This is a genomic window from Geobacillus sp. Sah69 (assembly GCF_001414205.1).
Lineage (GTDB): Bacteria > Bacillota > Bacilli > Bacillales > Anoxybacillaceae > Geobacillus > Geobacillus stearothermophilus.
This window is the reverse complement of sequence record NZ_LLKS01000069.1, coordinates 10,852-33,089: the sequence shown is the minus strand read 5'-3', so window position 1 is coordinate 33,089 and position 22,238 is coordinate 10,852. Positions and strand designations below refer to the sequence as shown.

The following is a 22,238-nucleotide window of genomic DNA, read 5'->3' as shown; positions in this document are numbered from 1 at the left end:
GGGAGATGGAGAATGGTGGAAAAACAAGTGAAAGTAAAATTAGAAACCGGGCTGCAGGCGCGCCCGGCGGCGTTGTTTGTCCAAGAAGCGAACCGTTTTTCCGCTGATGTGTTTTTGGAAAAAGATGGAAAACGGGTGAACGCGAAAAGCATTATGGGCTTGATGAGCCTCGCCATCGGCCATGGAGCGGTGATCACGCTCATTGCCGACGGTCCGGATGAGCAAGAAGCGATCGAAAAGCTCGCCGCCTATGTGCAAAAAGAAAAGTGAGTGGTGCGCCGGAACGACCGTCGGTGCGTTCGCGGGCGAATATGAGACAAGGCTGCTCCGTTTCCGAAGCAGCCTTTATTGTTTCGGCTTATTTTTCGTCCGAACGCGTCAGCACCCGGTCGATAATGCCGTATTCCATCGCTTTTTGCGCTGTCATGAAGTTGTCGCGGTCCGTATCGCGTTCGATCACTTCGATCGGCTGGCCGGTGTTTTCCGCCAAAATGCGGTTCAGTTTGTCGCGCAAGAACAAAATGCGCTTCGCGGCGATTTCGATTTCCGTCGCCTGCCCTTGGGCGCCGCCGAGCGGTTGGTGGATCATGATTTCACTGTTTGGAAGCGCGAACCGTTTCCCTTTCGCACCGGCGGCAAGCAAAAACGCCCCCATGGAAGCGGCCATGCCGATGCAAATTGTCGATACGTCCGGTTTGATGAACTGCATCGTGTCGTAAATCGCCAGGCCAGCTGTGATCGAGCCGCCCGGGCTGTTGATGTACAAGGAAATATCTTTGTCCGGGTCTTCCGCCGCCAAAAACAACAGCTGCGACACGATCGAGTTGGCCACTTGGTCGTCGATCGGGCTGCCAAGGAACACGATTCGGTCTTTCAATAAGCGCGAATAAATGTCGTACGCCCGCTCCCCGCGGTTCGTCTGTTCGATGACAGTCGGAATCAAATACATCCCAAAACGCCTCCTTTTCCATCCTAATGGATCAATATGTACGCCTTCATCATACACGAATGGTCAATGAAGGTCAAACAAAACGACCTTCCCCATTCTTTATAACATATTCGCGGCTAGCGGGAATATCCCTCTTTTCATCATAACCGCTTTTTTATTTTTTTAACCAGTTGCCTGTGGCGGTGGCATTGATGTGGAAGGAACAAAGGCCTAATTTTTCCTGTTTTTTTATTGCATTTTCCCCTTGCATTTTTGCACGATCCTGCTATAATAGAACATGCGACGGAACGAAATAGAGAAATCATGAACTTCCATGCCCTCGTAGTGTAGTGGATAGCACGAGAGATTCCGGTTCTCTTAGCGTGGGTTCGAATCCTGCCGAGGGCGTTCCAACGATCTGACAAGTTCGGATTGAGATTCCCAACCCCCTTGATACGACCGCGTTTGCGGTCGTTTTTCATTGCTTGCCGAGCTGGCGGCGCGGTTTTCCGCATCGGAACAAGAGATGGAACGGGGGCTGCGCCTTGTGCAGTCGCTCGACCCGCCGGGAGTCGGCGCCCGCGATTTGGCGGGATGCCTCTTGCTGCAACTGGAACGTCTTCCTGAGCGCGACGAGCTGGCGGAAACGATCGAGGTGGCTTCCTCCGCTCAAGTGAAATCGATCATCCAAGAGCTGATCGCGGCGGAAGACCGACAGGCGCCGCTTTCTGACCAACAGCTGGCCGATTTGCTTCATGGCCGATACGGCATCGCCATTTCGCGCCGCACGGTCGCCAAATACCGCGGAGCAGCTGCGCATTCCTTCTTCGGCGAAACGAAAGCAATACACCGGAGCTTGATGCGACCGGTGAAAGAAAGGAAGAACGCAATGCACATCCGGTTGTACACGAAGACGAACTGTCCGCTTTGCGACAAAGCGAAAGCGGTTTTGACGGAGCTGCAGGCAGACTATCGGTTTACGATGGAAGAGATCGATATTTATGAAGACGACGCGCTTCTCGAGAAATATCAGTTGATGATTCCGGTCGTCGAGCTTGACGGGGAAGAAATTGGGTATGGGATGATTGAAAAAGAAATGGTGAGAAAACGGTTGCAGCGGGCACAAAACAGTTGAACGGCTATCGTCCTCCTGCTATAATGAAAATAGAGCGGGAGGAATTTCTTATCGATTGGCGGGACATAATATGTCATACCGGGACAAAAAACATCCCTATGTTCTGCTAAGGGGAAGGATCGATGCAACCGTTAGTAGAGGCATTAAAAAAATTATCGCCCGACTTGCTTGACGTTATGCAAAAACGATATCAAATTTTGTACTCTATTTCGCTTATGGCGCCGATCGGGCGGCGGGCGCTGGCGGCGAGCCTCGGCATGAGCGAGCGGGTTCTCCGGTCGGAAACAGAATTTTTGAAAGGACAAAACTTGCTTTCCGCTGATGTGTCGGGCATGCGGTTGACGGAGGAAGGCCAGGCGCTCCTTCATACGCTCAATGATTTGATGCGGGAAGCGCTCGGACTCAAAGAGCTGGAAGCCGCGCTGCAGGAACAGCTCGGCATTCCGCGGGTGATTGTCGTTGCTGGGGATAGCGACTGTTCCCCTTGGGTAAAAAAAGAAATGGGTAGAGCGTGTGTCGCCTGCATGAAGGAGCTGCTTGAGCCCGGGGACATCGTCGCCGTGGCCGGCGGAACGACGATGGCGGCGGTCGCGGAGATGATGACGCCGGATTCGAAGCTTCGCGATGTGTTGTTCGTGCCGGCGCGCGGCGGCCTTGGCGAAGATGTCGAGAATCAGGCGAACACGATTTGTGCGAAAATGGCGGAAAAAGCGATGGGCCGCTATCGGTTGCTGCACGTGCCTGACCAGCTGAGCGATGAAGCGTACGCGTCGCTTGTCGAAGAGCCGGCGGTGAAAGAAGTGCTTGAGCTCATCCAATCATGCCGCATGGTCGTCCATGGCATCGGTGAAGCGGTGACGATGGCCAAGCGGCGGAAGACGCCGCCTGTAGAGATGGAGAACATCATCGCCCGCCATGCGGTCGCCGAGGCGTTCGGCTACTATTTCAACGAGTACGGCGACGTCGTCCATAAAGTGAAAACAGTCGGCATTCAACTTGAACACCTCCCGCATGTCGAGCATGTCATCGCCGTCGCCGGAGGGGCGTCGAAGGCGAAAGCCATTCGCGCGTACATGAAACGGGCGCCGCACTCGCTATTGGTGACGGACGAAGGAGCCGCAAAAGCGTTCGTAGGGGAGTAATCTCCCTTGCTGATACAATCCAATCGCAAGGAGGAAAATAAGATGGCAGTCAAAGTGGGAATCAACGGATTTGGCCGCATCGGACGCAACGTCTTCCGCGCGGCATTGAAAAACCCGGACATTGAAGTAGTGGCGGTGAACGATTTAACCGATGCGAATACGCTTGCTCATTTGTTGAAGTACGACTCTGTCCATGGCCGTCTGGATGCCGAAGTGTCGGTGAACGGCAACAACTTGGTCGTCAACGGCAAAGAAATCATCGTCAAGGCGGAACGCGATCCGGCGAACTTGGCGTGGGGCGAGATCGGCGTTGACATCGTCGTTGAGTCGACCGGCCGCTTCACGAAACGCGAAGACGCCGCCAAACATTTGGAAGCGGGTGCGAAAAAAGTGATCATTTCCGCCCCGGCGAAAAACGAAGACATTACGATCGTCATGGGCGTCAACCAAGACAAATACGATCCGAAAGCCCATCATGTCATCTCGAACGCGTCGTGCACGACGAACTGCTTGGCGCCGTTTGCCAAAGTGCTGCATGAACAATTCGGCATCGTCCGCGGCATGATGACGACCGTTCACTCGTACACAAACGACCAACAAATTTTGGACTTACCGCATAAAGATTTGCGCCGGGCTCGCGCCGCGGCCGAATCGATCATTCCGACGACGACCGGGGCGGCGAAAGCGGTCGCGCTCGTTTTGCCGGAATTGAAAGGAAAGTTGAACGGCATGGCGATGCGCGTGCCGACGCCGAACGTATCCGTTGTCGACTTGGTGGCGGAATTGGAAAAAGAAGTGACGGTCGAAGAAGTGAATGCCGCGTTGAAAGCAGCAGCGGAAGGCGAGCTGAAAGGCATTTTGGCCTACAGCGAAGAACCGCTCGTGTCGCGCGACTACAACGGCAGCACCGCTTCGTCGACGATCGACGCGTTGTCGACAATGGTCATTGAAGGCAAAATGGTGAAAGTCGTTTCGTGGTATGACAACGAAACGGGCTATTCGCACCGCGTCGTCGACTTGGCCGCCTACATCGCCTCGAAAGGGCTGTAAAACCAGCTTGGCGTTGAGTTTTCCGCCTGTTCAATTCTATAATAGGAAAATGGAGGGGAGCGGGGAAATGATCCCCACTCCTTTTCCTTTATCCAAACTGTAGCCAAAAGGGGGCACGAACGATGAACAAGAAGACGATCCGCGACGTTGAGGTGAGGGGAAAGCGCGTCTTTTGCCGCGTCGATTTCAACGTTCCGATGGAGCAAGGCGCCATCACCGATGACACGCGCATTCGCGCCGCACTCCCGACGATCCGCTATTTGATCGAGCACGGGGCGAAAGTCATTTTGGCGAGCCACCTCGGCCGCCCGAAAGGAAAAGTGGTCGAAGAATTGCGTTTGGATGCCGTTGCGAAGCGGCTCGGCGAGCTGCTTGAACGGCCGGTCGCCAAAACGAATGAAGCGGTCGGCGATGAGGTGAAAGCGGCGGTCGACCGTTTGAACGAAGGCGATGTGCTCTTGCTTGAGAACGTCCGTTTTTACCCTGGTGAAGAGAAAAATGATCCCGAGCTCGCCAAAGCGTTTGCGGAGCTTGCGGATCTATATGTCAACGATGCGTTCGGCGCCGCCCATCGCGCCCATGCGTCGACGGAAGGCATCGCCCATTACTTGCCGGCGGTGGCCGGATTTTTGATGGAAAAAGAACTTGAAGTGCTTGGCAAGGCGCTTTCGAATCCGGACCGCCCGTTTACAGCGATCATCGGCGGGGCGAAAGTGAAAGACAAAATCGGCGTCATCGACAATTTGCTTGAAAAAGTCGACAACTTGATCATCGGCGGCGGACTGGCGTATACGTTCGTCAAAGCGCTCGGCCATGACGTTGGCAAGTCGCTGCTTGAGGAGGACAAAATCGAACTCGCCAAATCGTTTATGGAAAAGGCGAAAGAAAAAGGCGTCCGTTTTTATATGCCGGTGGACGTGGTCGTCGCCGACCGGTTTGCGAACGACGCCAACACGAAAGTTGTGCCGATTGACGCGATTCCAGCTGATTGGCAGGCGCTTGACATCGGCCCGAAAACGCGCGAATTGTACCGCGATGTCATTCGCGAGTCGAAGCTCGTTGTCTGGAACGGCCCGATGGGCGTCTTTGAAATGGACGCGTTCGCCCACGGGACAAAAGCGATCGCCGAAGCACTGGCGGAAGCGCTCGACACCTATTCGGTCATCGGCGGCGGGGATTCGGCGGCGGCGGTTGAGAAATTCGGCTTGGCCGACAAAATGGATCATATCTCCACCGGCGGCGGCGCTTCGCTCGAGTTTATGGAAGGAAAACAGCTGCCGGGTGTCGTCGCGCTCGAAGACAAATGACCCACGGCGCCGGATTTGGCGCATGGCGGCTGACGCCGCCCATTGAAAGGAAGGGTGAACGATGAGAAAACCGATCATTGCAGGCAACTGGAAAATGCATAAAACATTAGCAGAAGCGGTTCAATTTGTCGAGGACGTAAAAGGGCACGTGCCGCCGGCCGACGAAGTCGATTCCGTCGTTTGCGCGCCGTTTCTCTTTTTGGATCGGTTGGTGCAAGCGGCAGACGGCACGGATTTAAAAATCGGGGCGCAAACGATGCACTTTGCCGATCAAGGGGCGTACACAGGCGAAGTGAGCCCGGTCATGCTGAAAGACCTCGGTGTCACGTACGTCATCCTCGGCCATTCGGAGCGCCGGCAAATGTTCGCCGAAACAGATGAGACCGTGAACAAAAAAGTGTTGGCCGCCTTCACCCGCGGGCTTATACCGATTATTTGCTGCGGCGAATCGCTTGAGGAGCGGGAAGCCGGGCAGACGAACGCGGTTGTCGCCTCGCAAGTGGAAAAAGCGCTCGCCGGCTTGACGCCGGAACAAGTGAAGCAAGCGGTCATCGCTTACGAGCCGATTTGGGCGATCGGGACGGGCAAATCATCAACACCGGAAGACGCCAACAGCGTCTGCGGCCATATCCGTTCGGTTGTTTCGCGCCTGTTTGGCCCGGAGGCGGCGGAAGCGATCCGCATTCAATACGGCGGCAGCGTCAAACCAGATAACATCCGCGACTTCTTGGCGCAAGAACAGATCGACGGCGCCTTAGTCGGCGGGGCGAGCCTCGAGCCGGCTTCATTCTTACAATTGGTGGAGGCGGGGCGTCATGAGTAAAAAACCGGTTGCGCTCATCATTTTAGACGGATTTGCGCTGCGCGACGAAACGTACGGCAATGCGATCGCTCAGGCGAACAAACCGAACTTTGACCGCTATTGGAACGAATACCCGCACACAACGCTCAAGGCGTGCGGCGAGGCGGTCGGGCTTCCGGAAGGGCAGATGGGCAACTCGGAAGTCGGCCATCTCAACATCGGCGCCGGGCGCATTGTGTACCAAAGCTTAACGCGAGTCAACATTGCCATTCGCGAAGGCGAGTTTGAGCGAAATGAAACGTTTTTGGCGGCGATGAACCATGTGAAACAACACGGGACAAGTTTGCATTTGTTCGGCTTGCTTTCCGACGGCGGGGTGCACAGCCATATTCACCATTTGTACGCCCTCTTGCGCTTGGCGGCGAAAGAAGGCGTGAAGCGCGTGTACATCCACGGCTTTTTGGACGGCCGCGACGTCGGCCCACAAACAGCGCCGCAATACATCAAAGAACTGCAGGAAAAAATCAAGGAATATGGCGTCGGCGAAATCGCGACGTTATCGGGCCGCTACTACTCGATGGACCGCGACAAGCGGTGGGACCGCGTCGAAAAGGCGTATCGGGCGATGGTGTACGGGGAAGGGCCGACGTACCGCGACCCGCTCGAGTGCATCGAGGACTCGTACAAACACGGCATTTACGACGAATTCGTCCTGCCGTCGGTCATCGTCCGCGAAGACGGCCGGCCGGTGGCGACGATTCAAGACAATGACGCGATTATCTTCTATAATTTCCGCCCTGACCGGGCGATCCAAATTTCAAACACGTTTACGAACGAAGATTTCCGCGAGTTTGACCGCGGCCCGAAACATCCGAAGCATTTGTTCTTTGTCTGCTTGACCCATTTCAGCGAAACGGTGAAAGGGTACGTGGCGTTCAAGCCGACGAACTTGGACAACACGATCGGGGAAGTGCTGTCGCAGCACGGACTGCGCCAGCTGCGCATCGCCGAGACCGAAAAATATCCGCACGTGACGTTTTTTATGAGCGGCGGCCGCGAAGAGAAATTTCCAGGCGAAGACCGGATTTTGATCAACTCGCCGAAAGTGCCGACGTATGACTTGAAGCCGGAAATGAGCGCCTATGAAGTGACCGATGCGCTGCTCAAGGAAATTGAAGCCGATAAGTACGATGCGATCATTTTGAACTACGCCAACCCGGATATGGTCGGCCATTCGGGCAAGCTCGAACCGACGATCAAGGCGGTGGAGGCAGTGGACGAATGCCTCGGCAAAGTCGTCGATGCCATTTTGGCCAAAGGCGGCATCGCCATCATCACCGCCGACCACGGCAACGCCGATGAAGTATTGACGCCGGACGGCAAGCCGCAAACGGCTCATACGACGAATCCGGTGCCGGTCATCGTGACGAAAAAAGGCATCAAGCTTAGAGACGGCGGCATCTTAGGCGATTTGGCGCCGACGATGCTCGATTTGCTCGGTTTGCCGCAGCCGAACGAAATGACAGGGAAATCGTTGATTGTCAAATAACGATACGAAGGAAAAGGAGTGTGTGTTCATGTCTGCGATTATTGATGTTTACGCCCGCGAAGTGCTCGATTCGCGCGGCAACCCAACCGTAGAAGTGGAAGTGTATACAGAAGAAGGCGGTTTCGGCCGCGCCCTGGTGCCGAGCGGCGCCTCGACTGGGGAATATGAAGCAGTCGAACTGCGAGACGGCGACAAAAACCGCTACCTCGGCAAAGGGGTGTTAAAAGCGGTCGAAAACGTCAACGAAATCATCGCGCCGGAAATCATCGGCCTTGAAGTGACCGACCAAGTGGCGATCGACCGCGCGTTGATTGAGCTTGACGGCACGGAAAACAAAAGCAAACTTGGCGCCAACGCCATTTTGGGCGTTTCGCTTGCCGTGGCCCGCGCGGCGGCGGACGAGCTTGGTTTGCCGCTGTACCACTACTTAGGCGGCTTTAACGCCAAAACGCTGCCGGTGCCGATGATGAACATTTTAAACGGCGGCGCGCATGCGGACAACAACGTCGACATTCAAGAATTTATGATCATGCCAGTCGGGGCGGAAAGCTTCCGCGAAGCGCTGCGCATGGGGGCGGAAATTTTCCACAGCTTAAAAGCGGTGCTGAAATCGAAAGGCTACAACACCGCGGTCGGCGATGAAGGCGGCTTCGCCCCGAACTTGAAATCGAACGAAGAAGCGCTGCAAACGATCATCGAAGCGATCGAAAAAGCCGGCTACAAACCGGGCGAACAAGTGATGCTCGCCATGGACGTTGCTTCATCCGAGCTGTACAACAAAGAAGACGGCAAATATCATCTTGAAGGCGAAGGCGTTGTGAAAACGTCGGAAGAAATGGTCGCTTGGTATGAAGAGCTTGTATCGAAATATCCGATCATCTCGATCGAAGACGGGCTCGATGAAAACGACTGGGAAGGCCATAAACTGCTGACCGAGCGACTCGGCAAAAAAGTGCAGCTTGTCGGTGACGACTTGTTCGTCACGAACACGAAAAAACTGGCCGAAGGCATTGAAAAAGGCGTCGGCAACTCGATTTTGATCAAAGTGAACCAAATCGGCACGCTCACCGAAACGTTTGACGCCATCGAAATGGCGAAACGCGCCGGCTACACGGCTGTCGTCTCGCACCGCTCCGGCGAAACGGAAGACAGCACGATCGCCGACATCGCCGTCGCCACCAACGCCGGCCAAATCAAAACAGGCGCGCCGTCGCGCACCGACCGCGTCGCGAAATACAACCAGCTGCTCCGCATTGAGGATGAACTCGGCCATACGGCTATTTACCAAGGCATTCGTTCGTTTTACAATTTGAAAAAATAACCGATAACAGAATCATTACAGGCACCTTTCGGCTGTTTGCCAAGAAAGGTGCCTTTTTTTGCGGCGGGCGAGGATAGCAAAGGGTCGCGTCAAAAGCGCGTTATGAAGACTCCACATAGACCATCCCCTTGAGTATCGGAGGGATGTTCAAGGATGGAGTCGCCCTTGACCAACACCCGACAAAGGTGGGAAAGAATCGTCAAGGGCGGTGGAGACAAAAAGAAGGCAATCGTTTTCCCATATTACACCCATTACATACACAGTGATTGAATATTGGGTCTTAGGGATTTCAAACAAATCGGCGAATCATTTGGGCAACAAGCTTGTCACTTCTTTGTTCTGGTAAAGTTCTTTTTCATCTTCCGTACAACAATCAATACACTTAACTATTTTGAGAAGATCAATTTTGATTTGATTATATTTTTTAATTTTCTTGCAAATATTTCCCATGATTTCACTCTCATACTTAAACAATCACATCTTTGTCTCTAGAAGGCCGGTGAAAAACGAGGATACTTGAGAAATCGACGAAGCTGAATGAGAAACAAAAGCACGTTTTATCAAGGTTTCTGAATTTGAGAAAATATAGGTTTTACCTCGTTGCTAAGTAAATCACCGGGCTCCTAGAGATAAGTTGAAATTCCTTTTGAAGCTTCTTACTTCTTGTTTGTAGAAGAGCTTAAAAAACCAATGGGGACTGATAAAATAATGGAAGGTGAAATCGCACCCGAAGCCTGGTATGAGGGATGCTTAGTTTCCTATGGTTCTGGTAATGAAAAATATTGTTACCAAAATTACTTTGGAGCTAAGTGTAGAAGTGGAACACCAATTAACGCATTAGACCGATGCTGCCAAGCTCACGATCGTTGTTGGGCTAATTTTGGGAAAGGAGACGATGGTTGCGATTACGAATGATATCTCTGTGCATACGCTACTTATGATCCGGACTGGTGGATGGTTGCCGAGTTTGGATTATTGTGCTCGCAAGGAAAATTAGGTAGCATTTTCTAAATGTTTTTATGAAAAGAGAAGGTCTATTCCAACCTTCTCTTTTCGTGCTCTTATCCTCCCATAACACGGGCTAAATAATAATAAAAACTCCAAAGACCTAAAGAACTAAGGCTACTTAACAAGACAGCAAGCGATAAAAATAGGTTGGCATTGGATTCCTTTCTATAACGAACTAGAAACATAATGGACAGGATGATACCAGCAACGAAAAAGGGTAGCCATACCAGCCATAAAGAACCGAAGGGGAACCCGGTATCTATGAGGTAACCCACTATAAAAACAAGATTGATAACACGAGTGTTGATTATCCAAAATTATACATACGCCTTCCATAAATTTGGGCATACTCAAACAAAGCAGCGGCCATCCCGGATTTCCAATCGAGAGGAAGCTGCCCAGAGAAAAAACGGCGAACGAACGAAATGAAGGAAAGAGAGACGTTCGTCTGTTTTTTGGTTTGATCATACAGCCATCGCAGCAACACATACGCGATGAACGCCGCAAACAGTTGGTTGTATACCGCATTTTCCGTCGTGCCAAACAAGGTCGGGACATTCAGATATTGCTTCACCCAACGGAAAAAGACCTCAACAGTCCAACGTTGTTGGTACATGTCGGCAATGGTTTCCGCAGACGCATGGAAGAGGTTCGTCACGACCCGAATGTCGCGGCCATTCGCATCTCGAAAGATCACTACCCGGTGACGCTTGGTGGAGCGGCATTGTTTCGTCCCCAACTGGCACGTGAAGTCGGCTTGAACCGATGAGGATGTGCTGGAAAGGCGTTTCAAGCTTTTTTTCTGATGAAGTTCGATGTTGTCCTTCATTCGAATGACAAAGAGCTGATGCTGCTCCACAAATCGATCGAGGCGTTCGATTTTGAAATACGCCCGGTCTTCCACGAGCACTTGTTGAGCGTTCGTCAACTGTTCTCCCACCGGGCCATCATGACGCAGTCCGATGGTTTCCACCACGTCTGCCGGCAGCGAGGATTCCGGCGAATACGCGACGTGCAGCTTCACTCCGGCGCGTTCGCCGTGATATGGCGCCCATGGCAGGCGGTTTTTCCCGACCGTGACGGTCGTCGAATCCACCACCCGAAGCGGTTTGGGAAACCGAAGCGARCGGCGGGTTTGGCGGTTGCACTTGGAAATGATCAACGCCAACAAGCGTTTCATGATGTCATAGGGAACTTCTTTCGCTTTCTTGGATACWGTKGAATAATGGAATCGCGGCAATCCATACAGAGGCCCCACATCGGCTCCGTGGCGAAAGCTTTTCCATTGATGCATGGCGGCCAGCAGGAAGAAGTGAATCAACTCGCGCAACGTAAAGGTTCGAGACGAATCACGATACCCAACCGCTTCGGCAATCAGTTGAATCTCTTCATCCGAAACAAGTTTTTGCATCAAATTCGGGAGTGTGGTATGCTTGTTCATAGAGAGCACCTCCTGGGTTTGTTTGTGTCGTTACTCACATTCTACAGGAAAGGTGCTCTTTTTTCTATACCCTTTGGATTTTATTGGATAATCAACACGCCTGATATTATACTATATTTTACTGAATCTATCCTATTTTCAGCAAAATATAGTTAAGGCGATTCATCTCCCACTTACTCCGCTTCGCTTCGTTGAAGTGGGAGTCTTCTCGCCTAATTAAGATAAAGTGTTCAAAGAAGGCAAATATACCGTGAAAGAAGCGGCGATCATCGCTACCGGCTTTTCCACCGTATCGGTGACATTTATGGTCGTTGTCGCGAAAACATTGGGGCTCATGCCAATCTGGAATACGTATTTTTGGGTGACATTTCTTGTCACGTTTGCCGTTACAGCGCTTACCGCCCGGCTTTGGCCGCTGAGCCGCATGAGCGACGAGTATTACGACGGCAAAGGAGATCCCGAACAAAAAGTGACGGGAAGCTATATGAAGCAAGCTTGGTCCGAGGCGATGAAAGCGGTAGGACAGTCAAAAGGGATTGGGACAAACATATGGGAGAACTTGCGCGATGGCTTCATCATGACGATGGGCATTTTGCCTTCCATTATGTCAGTCGGACTGATCGGGCTGCTGCTCGCTGAATATACGCCGGTGTTTGACTGGTTGGGCTACCTGTTCTATCCATTCACCCTTCTGTTGCAAATCCCTGAACCGTTGTTGGCCGCGAAAGCTTCGGCCATTGAAATCGCGGAAATGTTTTTGCCCGCTTTGCTTGTCACCGAAGCTCCGCTTGTCACGAAATTCATTATTGCGGTTGTATCCGTATCAGCGATCCTATTCTTTTCCGCTGTCATTCCATGCATTTTGTCTACGGAAATCCCGCTCAGCTTGCCGCGGCTTCTTGTCATTTGGTTCGAGCGGACTGTATTGACGCTCATCCTCACCGCGCCGCTCGCATATTGGCTGCTTTGACGGGAGTGCGGCGCTTCGATGAAAACGGACATCGATGGGGTGGCTGCGATTTTCAGGTTCGCCGCCATTCCATCAACCCGATTGAGAAGTTTCAGCGCCATGAAAGCCTGTCCATCTTCCAGACAGGCTTTCACAGCGTTTCCCGCTGCTGCTTTAACAAATCGCGAATTTCTGTCAATAGCTCCTCCTCTTTCGTCAGCGTCGGTGCGGTTTCCTTCACCTCTTCCTGCTTTTTCACCCGTTCATACAGCGTGTTGATCAATTTCACAAACAGGAAAATCGAAAACGCGATGATCAAAAAATCGACGACTGTTTGGATAAACGCCCCATATTTCACTTCCGCTTTGCCGACTTTCCAAGACAAATCGCTGAAATTGATGCCGCCTAGAATCAGCCCGACAAGCGGCATGATGATGTCATTGACGAGCGAGGAAACGATTTTGCCAAACGCCCCGCCGATGATCACCCCAACGGCTAAATCGATGACATTGCCGCGGACGGCGAATTTTTTAAACTCGTTCCACATGGTCATCTCCTTCCGAAGAAAATGTTCGTCTGCTATTATACCCGACCGGCCGCAACATTGAAACTTTTTAGCTTAAATCGTAGCAAATCAATTGGTTTTTATATATTATAGAATACGTTCATCAACCAAAACAAAAGGGGGAACGCATCGTGGAAGTGACCGCACAACAACGAGACGTTCGCGCGAAACAAGCAGCGAACGCCCCGAAACATCCGACTGCGTGGATTATTGCGGTCTCCATCCTCATATTGATCGGTGGCACGTTGTTCTTATATAGCCGTGTTTCCTGGCAACAGGCGCTTTTGTATGTGCTGGGAGCGTTTGGTGGATTTGTATTGTACCAGGCGCATTTTGGCTTTACATCCGCCTGGCGAAAGTTTATTCTATACCGCCAAGGGAAGGCATTCGGGCACAGATGATCATGATGGCGGCAGCCAGCGCGTTGTTTTTGCCGCTGCTCGTGAAAGGCTCAGTGCTCGGGCACCCGGTGTCAGGGTATGTATTTGGCGTGGGAGTATCGGTCATCGTCGGCGCTTTTCTGTTTGGCATCGGCATGCAGCTTGGCGACGGCTGCGCGTCGGGGACGTTGTACCATATCGGCGGGGGCGATGCGAACGGCATCGTGACGCTCATCGGGTTCATCGCTGGCTCCGTCATTGCGACGACCCACTTTGACGTGTGGGCGAAGATGCCGCAATGGAAGCCGTTCTCGTTCATTGGCGAGTTCGGCCCCTTGGGAGGGTTTTTGCTTCAGTTGGTTTTGCTTGCGGTCGTCTACTATGCGGTGACGGTGATGGAAAAACGACGCCACGGCCAACGCGTTGCTGCATCGCTTGAGAACCATCATGGCTGGAAAGCGATTTACAAAGGGCCGTGGCCGCTTCTGGTCGGGGCGTTGCTCTTGGCTGTAACGAACGCGCTTGTGCTGATGATTAGCGGCAAGCCTTGGGGCATTACGTCCGCCTTCGCCCTTTGGGGAGCGAAGTTCGTGCAGCTGTTTGGCGTCGATCCGACTGCTTGGGCGTACTGGCAAGATGAAGCGAAACGGCAGGCGCTCGCGAATCCACTCTACTACGATACAACGACCGTGATGGACATCAGCTTGATGGTCGGCGCCTTATTGGCCGCAGCGCTCGCTGGCCGCTATACGAAGCCTGTGCAATGGAAGCGTCCGACGCGCATGACGATCGGTGCGCTGATCGGTGGGCTGATGATGGGATACGGAGCCCGGTTGGCGTTCGGCTGCAATATCGGCGCGTATTTCGGCGGCATTGCTTCATTCAGCGCCCACGGCTGGGCGTGGTTTGTCTTTGCTTTCCTCGGCAGCCTGATCGGCGTCAAACTGCGTCCGTATTGCGCGTACAAAAACTAAACGTTCCGTCGTTTTGGCGGGGTGCTTTCTTTATGCAGGACGGCATATGGTACAATGGGCAGTGAGGCTTCGACAAGAGCAGCTGCCTGCTTGTTTGAAATCGTTTTCCTTGTTTTGGGAGAGCGGAAGGAGGACAGCGGTGTTCATTGGGAGAGGAGGGAAAAGGCATGCGGCAAGCGGCCTCGATCGTCTGCATTGGCGGGGCGAACGTCGACCGAAAGGCGCGGTTGCTCACTCCGTTTCGGCTCGGCACGTCCCATCCCGTCACCACGACGCAAACCGCGGGTGGGGTGGCGAGAAACATCGCCGAAAACTTAGGACGGCTTGCTCAACCTGTTTTGCTCGTCAGCACCGTTGGCGATGATCGCGATGGACAGTGGCTCGTTGACGTGACGAGCCGATATGTCAATACGAGCTTCATCGTGCGAACGCCAAAAGCGAACACCGGGACGTATACAGCGGTGCTCGATGAACGCGGCGAGATGGTTCTCGCCTTGGCGGATATGGCCATTTATGATACAGTGGGGGGAGAATGGCGAAAGCAACAATGGACTCGGCTCGGTCCGATTTCTGCGGTCGTGCTTGACACGAATTTCCCGAAGGCTGTCATTCGTTCGGTGATTGCACAATGTCGCCAAGAGGACATCCCGCTTTGTGTTGTGACGGTGTCGGTTCCAAAAGTGAAGCGATTGCCCAGCGATTTGTCTGGTGTGACGTGGTTTGTCACGAATGAAGCGGAGGCTAAGGAATTTGTGGGACGCGACGGACATACGGACGACATCATGAAAGCGATCCTTCAAGCCGGCGCCCAGAATGTTGTCGTCACGCGCGGCGCAAACGGCGTCGCGTACGCCACCAAGCAAGGGGAAACAGAAGCGATTGCGGCGCCGAAGGTTGAGGTCACCGACGCCACCGGAGCGGGCGACGCCTTTGCGGCTGGATTTTTGTACGGCGTCTTAGGCGGACATACGGTGGAAGACGCCTGCCGCTTTGGGATGAGCAGCGCGGCGCTTACGCTGCAAACGGCCGAAACGGTGCATCCCGCTTTGAATGAACACCTGTTGCAAGCCGCCTATGCGCGGTATTTTCGCGAAGGGGGAACGAAGTGATATGAATGATTTTCTCGTCTTTTCCGAAGAAGTCGCTCAAGCGAAGGCCGAAAAAAAGCCGATTGTCGCCTTAGAATCAACGATCATCTCGCATGGCATGCCGTATCCGGAAAACGTGCAAACGGCGAAAGCGGTTGAACAGATCATCCGCGACCGCGGCGCCGTGCCGGCGACGATCGCCATTTTAAACGGAAACATCAAAATCGGGTTGACCGAAGACGAACTTGAACAGCTCGGGACAAGCCGCGATGTAGAAAAAGTGAGCCGCCGCGACTTGCCGTATGTCGTCGCCATGAAGAAGCACGGGGCGACGACCGTGGCGGGGACGATGATTTGCGCCCAGATGGCGGGCATCCGCGTATTTGCGACCGGCGGCATCGGCGGCGTGCACCGCGGCGCCGAACAGACGATGGACATCTCGGCTGACTTGCAGGAACTCTCGCGCACAAACGTCGCGGTCGTCTGCGCCGGGGCAAAATCAATTTTGGATTTAGGGTTGACGCTTGAATACCTCGAGACGCACGGCGTTCCGGTCATCGGCTATCAGACGGACGTCCTGCCGGCGTTCTATTCGCGGACGAGCCCGTTTCGCGTCGACTATCGCCTCGACAGCGTGGAAGAAATCGCTCAGTTCATCGAAACGAAATGGAAGCTTGGGTTAAACGGCGGTGTTGTGATCGCCAATCCCGTCCCAAAAGAAGAGGAGCTCGAGGAGTCGTATATCACCGCCATCATCGAACAAGCGCTCAAGGAAGCAGAAAAGCAGCACATCACCGGCAAAGCGGTCACCCCGTTTTTGCTTGACCGTGTGAAAACGTTAACCGAAGGGAAAAGCTTAAAAGCAAACATCGCCTTAGTGAAAAACAACGCCGCCTTGGCGGCCGACCTTGCCCGAGAGCTTTCTTGATGCGAACGCCCCCGCCTTGATGGAAAGGCGGGGGCATGATGGAGTTCACGGGAAAGGAAAACGGTTTTCAAATCGGGCGCGATTTCGTCTAAAGTGTTGTGGAAATTAAGCTCCCGTACTTTGACCTAAAAAACAACCCGCCCCATGCGTTGAAGCAGGGAGCGGGCTTTCCGCTTAAAACGCCACCGCCATCAAGCTTAAGCTCCCATACTGGTACTCACGGAACAACACGCGCGGCGCCCCGCCGCGATCGCCGGCCCCGTAGGCGATCCAGTACGGCGCGAGATGCTCGGGCGTCGGCACGGCCTGCTTGGCGTACGGCGCCTTGTTCTCATACTCGAACACCTCTTCACTATGGGCGGCGGATCGGCTGAGAAGCCAATCATCAAATGCGACGGCCCATTCGTCCGCCTCCGCATGCCCTTCCCAACGGAGCGCCATCAAATTGTGCACCGTCCCGCCGCTGCCGATGATCATCACGCCCTCATCCCGCAGCGGGCGCAGCGCTTCCCCGAGCTGCAACAATTGCTTCGGCGTCCACCACGGCACGACCGACGCTTGCACAACCGGAATATCCGCTTTCGGAAATAAGCGGTAGAGCAGCACCCACGAACCGTGATCCAACCCCCGGGTCCGATCAACGGCCACTTCCGCCACACCAGCGAGACGCTCGCGCACGCGCTCCGCCCACTCGACCGACCCGCGCGCCGGATACACCACTTCATACAGCTCGCGCGGAAATCCGGAAAAATCATAAATCATGTCATACGTCCCCTCAACCGCCGAAACCGTCGGTTGGCGCGTCATCCAATGCGCTGTAAAGATGACGACCGCCTGCGGGCGAATTCCTTCCCCGAGTTTGCCCAAAAACGCCGTGTACGCATTGTCTTCGATTGCCAACATCGGCGAACCGTGAGCGAGAAACAGGGCGGGGGGTCTCATCGTTCCATTCCTCCCTTGAACCATATTGACAAATTTGCTTGCGGCCTAATGCCGCCTCCAAACGATTCGCCGAAAAACGGCGCCGGAATTTCTCATCCCTAGTGTAGCATAAACATCTTTTGCTCTTCTATGCACACGCTTTCTTTAACCGTGCGATGGAGGTTTGAATCTTCTCGTAGGCGTTTCTGTCTCCCTTACGATGAGGAGCTTTTCTTTGTCTCCCGCCATATTCATCGCCGCCCAACCCGATCGGGCGTTTGGGGAGAATGAAAGAGAGATATCACCAAGACGAATGTGCTCCTTCAACGCGCTTCTCCTCCGTGAATGCTCGAAAAAGTGGCTCTCCTACTAGTTAAGAGAGCTAATTTTTTAGTAGAATAGAAGAAAAATAGAAACGAAGAAAACATTTCGGCACGAAGGAGCTATTCTTATGTCATTGCACGATCTGTTCCGTGAAGTGATGGCCATCTACGAGCAAGACAAGCAGGAAAAACTGTCGAAAGAGCGGCGGACGTTTCAGTTAGTGACGCGGGCGATTCCAGAGGCGTTGAAAGCGCTGCCGTTTCTGCCGCCTGATCGGTATATGGTGAAAGGGTCGGTCGGTCAAGGGAATTGGACCGACGTGCCGTGGGTGGCGGTGATGGATCAAGAGGTGACGGATTCGACGCAGCGCGGCTATTATATCGTCTACTTGTTCAGCGAAGATAGGCGCCGCCTCTATTTGACGCTCGCCCAAGGAGTGACGGAGACGCCGAAAGACGAAATGGAGCGGGTGAAGCGCGGCATCCGCCAACTCATTCCTGCCGGAGAGCGCGTGCGGACCGATGATGACATTCGTCTTGGCGAAAGCAAACGGGCGAAAGACTACGAACGGTCGGTGGCGGCGTATATCGCCTATTCGTTTGACGATCTGCCGTCCGATGAACAACTCGCGCGCGACCTCGAAACGATGATCGATTATTACCGACAGTATGTAGAGCGAACAGAATCAATGGCACCGCCCGAGCAGGTCTTTTCCTATCGGGAGGCGGTTGAGCATATTCATTCATACATATCCGCTAAAGGGTTTTACTATACGAAAGAGGAAGTGGCCAACCTCTTTCTATCGTTAAAAACAAAACCGTTCGTCATCTTATCCGGCATTTCTGGAACGGGGAAAACGAAAATCGTTCAATGGCTTGCCGAGAGCGTCGGCGCGACGGAAGACAACGGCCGCTTCGCCTTGATCCCCGTCCGTCCGGACTGGAACGACGGCTCCGACTTGCTTGGCTATGTCGACATTAAAGGCGAGTTCAAGCCTGGGCCGCTTGCGAACGTCATCATCGAAGCCGAGAACCATCCCGACAAACCGTATTTCGTCGTGTTGGACGAGATGAACCTCGCCCGCGTCGAGCATTACTTCAGCGATGTGCTGAGCGTGATGGAAAGCCGCCGCTGGGAAAATGGGCGCATTGTATCGTCGCGGCTGCTGCCGCGAGAAACGGCGGGGCGCGACCTTTTTCTCCCGCCGAACGTCTACATCATCGGCACGGTCAACATGGACGAGACGACCCACCCCTTCAGCAAAAAAGTGCTCGACCGCGCGAACACGATCGAGTTCAACCGCGTCCGTCTCGACCATCTCGACTTTTTGCGCGATGTGCCGACCGTTGCGCCCCTGCCCGTCGGGCAGGAGCTGTTCGCGGCGCGGTATTTGCATTTGAAAGATGTATATGCCGATTATCCAAAGCTGGTAGAAGACGCGACGAAACAGCTCGTGGACATCAACCGCATCCTTGAGCCGCTCGGGGCGCATATCGGTTACCGCGTCCGCGATGAAATTTGTTTCTACCTTGCGTATAACGAAGAAGGAAAGCTGATGGAATTTGACAAGGCGTTCGACTATTGCCTCATGCAAAAAATGTTGCCGCGCCTTTCGGGAAGCGACGTGCGGCTCGAAACAGCGCTCAAGCAGCTGTTTGTCCTGTGCGCCGGCTTCGAACCGGACGGGGACTACAGCGGCGCGCTGGATGTGTCGTACGCCCGCTATCCAAAAAGCGCGGAGAAAATTTGGCGCATGCTGCGGAGGTTAGAGGACGATGGCTTCACTTCGTTCTGGCTCGGGGCGTGACGACTATGAGCTCGTCCATATCGAAACGGAACAGCTCACGCTCGTAATCAAAGGAAAGCCGTACCATGAACAATACGAAGGGCTCAAGCAGTACCGCCGCCTCGATTTCCACGAGACGATGGAGTTTTTCGCAAGCGGCGAAGGGGTGCGAAACGTCAAGCTGTTTGACGTGGACGCTGGCGAGCTTGTCGACTGGTCGGGCGGCCACCGCCCGATTTTCTTTGAAAACGGCGTCTATCAGCTGCTTGTCGTTCCGAAAACCGACCGGGTGCTCTCCTTTTACCATGAGTCGCCAGCGCTGAGAAACGCCATCAGCCGTGTTGATATCGGCGGCCAAGCGGTGTTGATGGGAAATCTCCATTTCCCGAATGAAGTCGGGCTGTCGACATTCGAAATCCGCGACGGCAGCCGTTCCATTTTGGACGTGACGATCGAAATTTTTCCGACGAAATTGACCTACAAACAAGACTACCAGCGGCTGCTTGATGAAGTGAGCGAAGAAATTTACAACTTGGCGTTTCACTTTATCAAGCGCACGTACCAGCGGGCGAAGGCGAAGCGCAGCGGCGCGCCGTCCCGAAGTGAATTTTTCCGGCTTATGGAGGCGCATATCGGCGATTTTTTGCATGCCATTCGCCATATCGAGCGGCAGCCGCACCATCAACTGTCGACCGTCCATGTGAGGGTGCGCGGCGACCAGCTCGGCCGTTTGGATGCGGCAGGAAGAAACGATTTGCGCAAGCGGCCGCACGTGTTCCGTGACGTCAAGCGCGGCATCGACATCGGAAGTCGAACCGTCATGCCGCAATCGGGGCTCAAAGCGAAACAAGAACTGACGTACGACACGCTCGAAAACCGGTTCGTCAAATGGATGATGACGCGCCTTGCCGAGAAGCTGCGCGATTTGTTCGAACACGTGCAAGGGAAACAAAAGCGGTACGAAACAGAACCGGATCCGGATTTGCTGGAGCGCATCCAATCGATGATCCGCGCCCTCGAAACCCGTCTCCGCCACTCCTTTTGGCGGCCGATCGGGCGGCTTGACCGCTCTGTTGCGAGCCTCGTCCTGCAAATGGCGCCTGGATACCGCGACGCCTATCAGCTGTTTCTCCTCATCACCCGCGGCCTCGCCTTGCAGGGAACGCTGTACCGAATGTCCGTCAAAGACGTGGCGACGCTGTACGAGTACTGGACGTTTCTAAAACTCGGGCAGCTTCTCGGGAAAAAATACAGACTCATCAGTCAAAACGTCATCCAAGTGAACCGCTTGGGGCTGTTCGTCCATCTCGACAAAACCCGCTCCGCCAAGCAAGTGTACGAACATCCGCACACGGGCGAGCGAATCACGCTCACGTACCAGCCGTACGAAGGAAGGCTGCCGACCGTCCCGCAAATGCCCGACACGGTTTTGGCGATTGAAAAGAAGGGAAAAGACTATACGTTCAACTACATTTTCGACGCCAAATACCGCCTCGATTTCGCCGTTTCCGGCAGCGCGTATGAAAAACGGTACGGAATGCCAGGCCCGATGGAAGACGACATCAACACGATGCACCGCTACCGCGATTCGCTTGTCGCCCGCCGCGGCGGCCCGTACGAGCGCACCGCCTTTGGCGCCTACGTGCTGTTCCCGTGGCATGACGAAGACAGCTACCAAGCGCACCCGCTGTACAAAAGCATCAACGACGTCAACATCGGCGGCCTGCCGTTTTTGCCGAATGCCACCCGCCTGGTCGAGCAGTTCATCGAGCGGCTGATTGAAAAGAATCCCGAAGAACTGCAAAACGAAGGCATCCTGCCGCAAGGGATCATCGAAGAATGGCGGTCGGCGTTCGATGAGCATGTGCTCGTCGGCATGGTGCCAAGCGCGCGGCATTACGAAGCCTACCGGAAACACCGCTTCTACCACATCCCGGTCAAGCAGCTGAAAAAAGGCTGGCAAAATGCGCGCTACATCGCCCTTTACCCGAAGCGGGGAGCCGCCCCGCAAAACGGGGTCACGTGCTTTGGCAAAATCACTGCCGTGAACATCGTCAAACGCTCGGCCATCACCGAGCTGCCGAAACGAAGCGATGAGGAATACGTTCGCTTCGAAGTCGAAAGCTGGCACTTTCTCCAACACGTCATCCGCCCCGTCGGCTACGGCATCGCCGTTTATGCGATGACGACGCTCAACACGCTCAAGCAGGCGAAAGAACTGCCGGAACTGTTCATGAAATCAAGCGAGGAAATCGCCCTTTGGCGCATCCTGCGGCGGCTGTCCGACCGCATCCGCTTCGACCTTGACGCCCGCTACTTGGATCAGGCGTCCAAGATCACCGCGTACCGCATCAAAAACGTGTCCATCCGCCTGGAAAGCGGCCGTCTCATCATCACAAACGGCGCAAAGCACAAAACAATCCCCGCCGACCTGCTCCGCAGGCAGCCGTCGGCCGTGTTTCGCGAAGTGGTGGGGATGATGGGGGAGGTGTAGAAAACGAAGAACTTATTATTGTAAGGTAAGGACGTAGGAAAGACAAAACTGATGTTTTTTGTGAATGAAGGTCTATTTCCAACAAGAATTTTGCCTGTAAGACGATTTATTCGACGAATTTCGACAATGCTCGATTGTTTTTTTTA

At 53.9% G+C, this 22,238-nt stretch carries 16 protein-coding genes, 1 tRNA gene and 3 pseudogenes; 16 read left to right on the top strand and 4 right to left on the bottom strand.

All coding sequences use genetic code 11. The annotated features are described in order from the left end of the window. Nucleotides 1–12 precede the first annotated feature (12 nt). Nucleotides 13–270, top strand: a complete 258-nt coding sequence (locus AP057_RS14750; protein WP_055359089.1) for an HPr family phosphocarrier protein — start codon at nt 13–15, stop codon at nt 268–270. A gap of 88 nt (nt 271–358) precedes the next feature. Here AP057_RS14750 and clpP read toward each other — a convergent pair whose 3' ends face one another. Next, on the bottom strand, nt 359–949 hold the full coding sequence (clpP, locus tag AP057_RS14745) for an ATP-dependent Clp endopeptidase proteolytic subunit ClpP (protein WP_055359088.1): 591 nt from the start codon (nt 947–949) through the stop codon (nt 359–361). A gap of 315 nt (nt 950–1,264) precedes the next feature. On the opposite strand from clpP, the gene AP057_RS14740 reads away from it, so the two are divergent. The 9 genes and pseudogenes from AP057_RS14740 (at nt 1,265) to eno (ending at nt 9,234) form a co-directional block, all read left to right on the top strand. Further along, nucleotides 1,265–1,336: transfer RNA gene (locus AP057_RS14740), tRNA-Arg, on the top strand. Between the two features lie 76 nt (nt 1,337–1,412). After that, nucleotides 1,413–1,788 (top strand): annotated as a pseudogene (locus AP057_RS18195) (RNA polymerase factor sigma-54); the annotation flags it as partial. A gap of 29 nt (nt 1,789–1,817) precedes the next feature. Beyond that, nucleotides 1,818–2,063 carry a glutaredoxin family protein gene (locus tag AP057_RS14735; RefSeq protein ID WP_055359129.1) on the top strand — a complete coding sequence of 82 codons (246 nt, stop codon included), beginning with the start codon at nt 1,818–1,820 and terminating at the stop codon, nt 2,061–2,063. Nucleotides 2,064–2,185: 122 nt separating this feature from the next. After that, the gene (locus tag AP057_RS14730) at nt 2,186–3,205 is read left to right on the top strand and encodes a sugar-binding transcriptional regulator (protein ID WP_055359087.1); all 1,020 of its coding nucleotides are present in this window, start codon (nt 2,186–2,188) and stop codon (nt 3,203–3,205) included. A gap of 42 nt (nt 3,206–3,247) precedes the next feature. Continuing rightward, nucleotides 3,248–4,255, top strand: a complete 1,008-nt coding sequence (gene gap / locus AP057_RS14725) for a type I glyceraldehyde-3-phosphate dehydrogenase (RefSeq protein WP_049626241.1) — start codon at nt 3,248–3,250, stop codon at nt 4,253–4,255. Between the two features lie 122 nt (nt 4,256–4,377). Further along, complete coding sequence (pgk, locus tag AP057_RS14720; RefSeq protein ID WP_049626242.1) at nt 4,378–5,562, top strand: phosphoglycerate kinase; 1,185 nt, start codon at nt 4,378–4,380, stop codon at nt 5,560–5,562. A gap of 61 nt (nt 5,563–5,623) precedes the next feature. After that, nucleotides 5,624–6,385, top strand: a complete 762-nt coding sequence (gene tpiA / locus AP057_RS14715) for a triose-phosphate isomerase (protein ID WP_049625147.1) — start codon at nt 5,624–5,626, stop codon at nt 6,383–6,385. Next, nucleotides 6,378–7,913 carry a 2,3-bisphosphoglycerate-independent phosphoglycerate mutase gene (gene gpmI / locus AP057_RS14710; protein WP_049625148.1) on the top strand — a complete coding sequence of 512 codons (1,536 nt, stop codon included), beginning with the start codon at nt 6,378–6,380 and terminating at the stop codon, nt 7,911–7,913. The genes tpiA and gpmI overlap by 8 nt, the downstream gene beginning before the upstream one ends. A gap of 28 nt (nt 7,914–7,941) precedes the next feature. Next, entirely contained in the window at nt 7,942–9,234 is a 1,293-nt protein-coding gene (gene eno / locus AP057_RS14705; protein WP_033015097.1) for a phosphopyruvate hydratase, read from the top strand. Nucleotides 9,235–10,549: 1,315 nt separating this feature from the next. On the opposite strand, the gene AP057_RS14700 is transcribed toward eno, so the two are convergent. Continuing rightward, nucleotides 10,550–11,683, bottom strand: a complete 1,134-nt coding sequence (locus AP057_RS14700) for an IS4-like element IS5377 family transposase (RefSeq protein WP_015375695.1) — start codon at nt 11,681–11,683, stop codon at nt 10,550–10,552. Between the two features lie 220 nt (nt 11,684–11,903). Between AP057_RS14700 and AP057_RS14695 the strand changes: the two are divergent. Further along, nucleotides 11,904–12,653, top strand: a pseudogene (locus AP057_RS14695) (YjiH family protein); the annotation flags it as partial. A gap of 130 nt (nt 12,654–12,783) precedes the next feature. Here AP057_RS14695 and mscL read toward each other — a convergent pair. Further along, entirely contained in the window at nt 12,784–13,179 is a 396-nt protein-coding gene (gene mscL / locus AP057_RS14690) for a large conductance mechanosensitive channel protein MscL (RefSeq protein ID WP_049625304.1), read from the bottom strand. Between the two features lie 149 nt (nt 13,180–13,328). On the opposite strand from mscL, the pseudogene AP057_RS14685 reads away from it, so the two are divergent. The 3 genes and pseudogenes from AP057_RS14685 (at nt 13,329) to AP057_RS14675 (ending at nt 16,567) form a co-directional block, all read left to right on the top strand. Continuing rightward, nucleotides 13,329–14,551, top strand: a pseudogene (locus AP057_RS14685) (YeeE/YedE family protein). 167 nt (nt 14,552–14,718) lie between these two features. Further along, entirely contained in the window at nt 14,719–15,660 is a 942-nt protein-coding gene (locus AP057_RS14680; protein ID WP_055359086.1) for a carbohydrate kinase family protein, read from the top strand. Between the two features lies 1 nt (nt 15,661). After that, nucleotides 15,662–16,567, top strand: coding sequence for a pseudouridine-5'-phosphate glycosidase (locus AP057_RS14675; RefSeq protein ID WP_055359085.1), 906 nt, complete (start codon nt 15,662–15,664; stop codon nt 16,565–16,567). A gap of 174 nt (nt 16,568–16,741) precedes the next feature. Here AP057_RS14675 and AP057_RS14670 read toward each other — a convergent pair whose 3' ends face one another. Further along, complete coding sequence (locus tag AP057_RS14670) at nt 16,742–17,509, bottom strand: class III extradiol ring-cleavage dioxygenase (RefSeq protein ID WP_055359084.1); 768 nt, start codon at nt 17,507–17,509, stop codon at nt 16,742–16,744. 430 nt (nt 17,510–17,939) lie between these two features. Between AP057_RS14670 and AP057_RS14665 the strand changes: the two genes are divergently transcribed. Both AP057_RS14665 and AP057_RS14660 read left to right on the top strand, forming a co-directional pair. Beyond that, nucleotides 17,940–19,619, top strand: a complete 1,680-nt coding sequence (locus tag AP057_RS14665; RefSeq protein ID WP_055359083.1) for an MrcB family domain-containing protein — start codon at nt 17,940–17,942, stop codon at nt 19,617–19,619. Next, on the top strand, nt 19,588–22,092 hold the full coding sequence (locus tag AP057_RS14660; RefSeq protein ID WP_055359082.1) for a restriction endonuclease-like protein: 2,505 nt from the start codon (nt 19,588–19,590) through the stop codon (nt 22,090–22,092). The genes AP057_RS14665 and AP057_RS14660 overlap by 32 nt, the downstream gene beginning before the upstream one ends. The last annotated feature ends 146 nt before the right edge of the window (nt 22,093–22,238 follow it).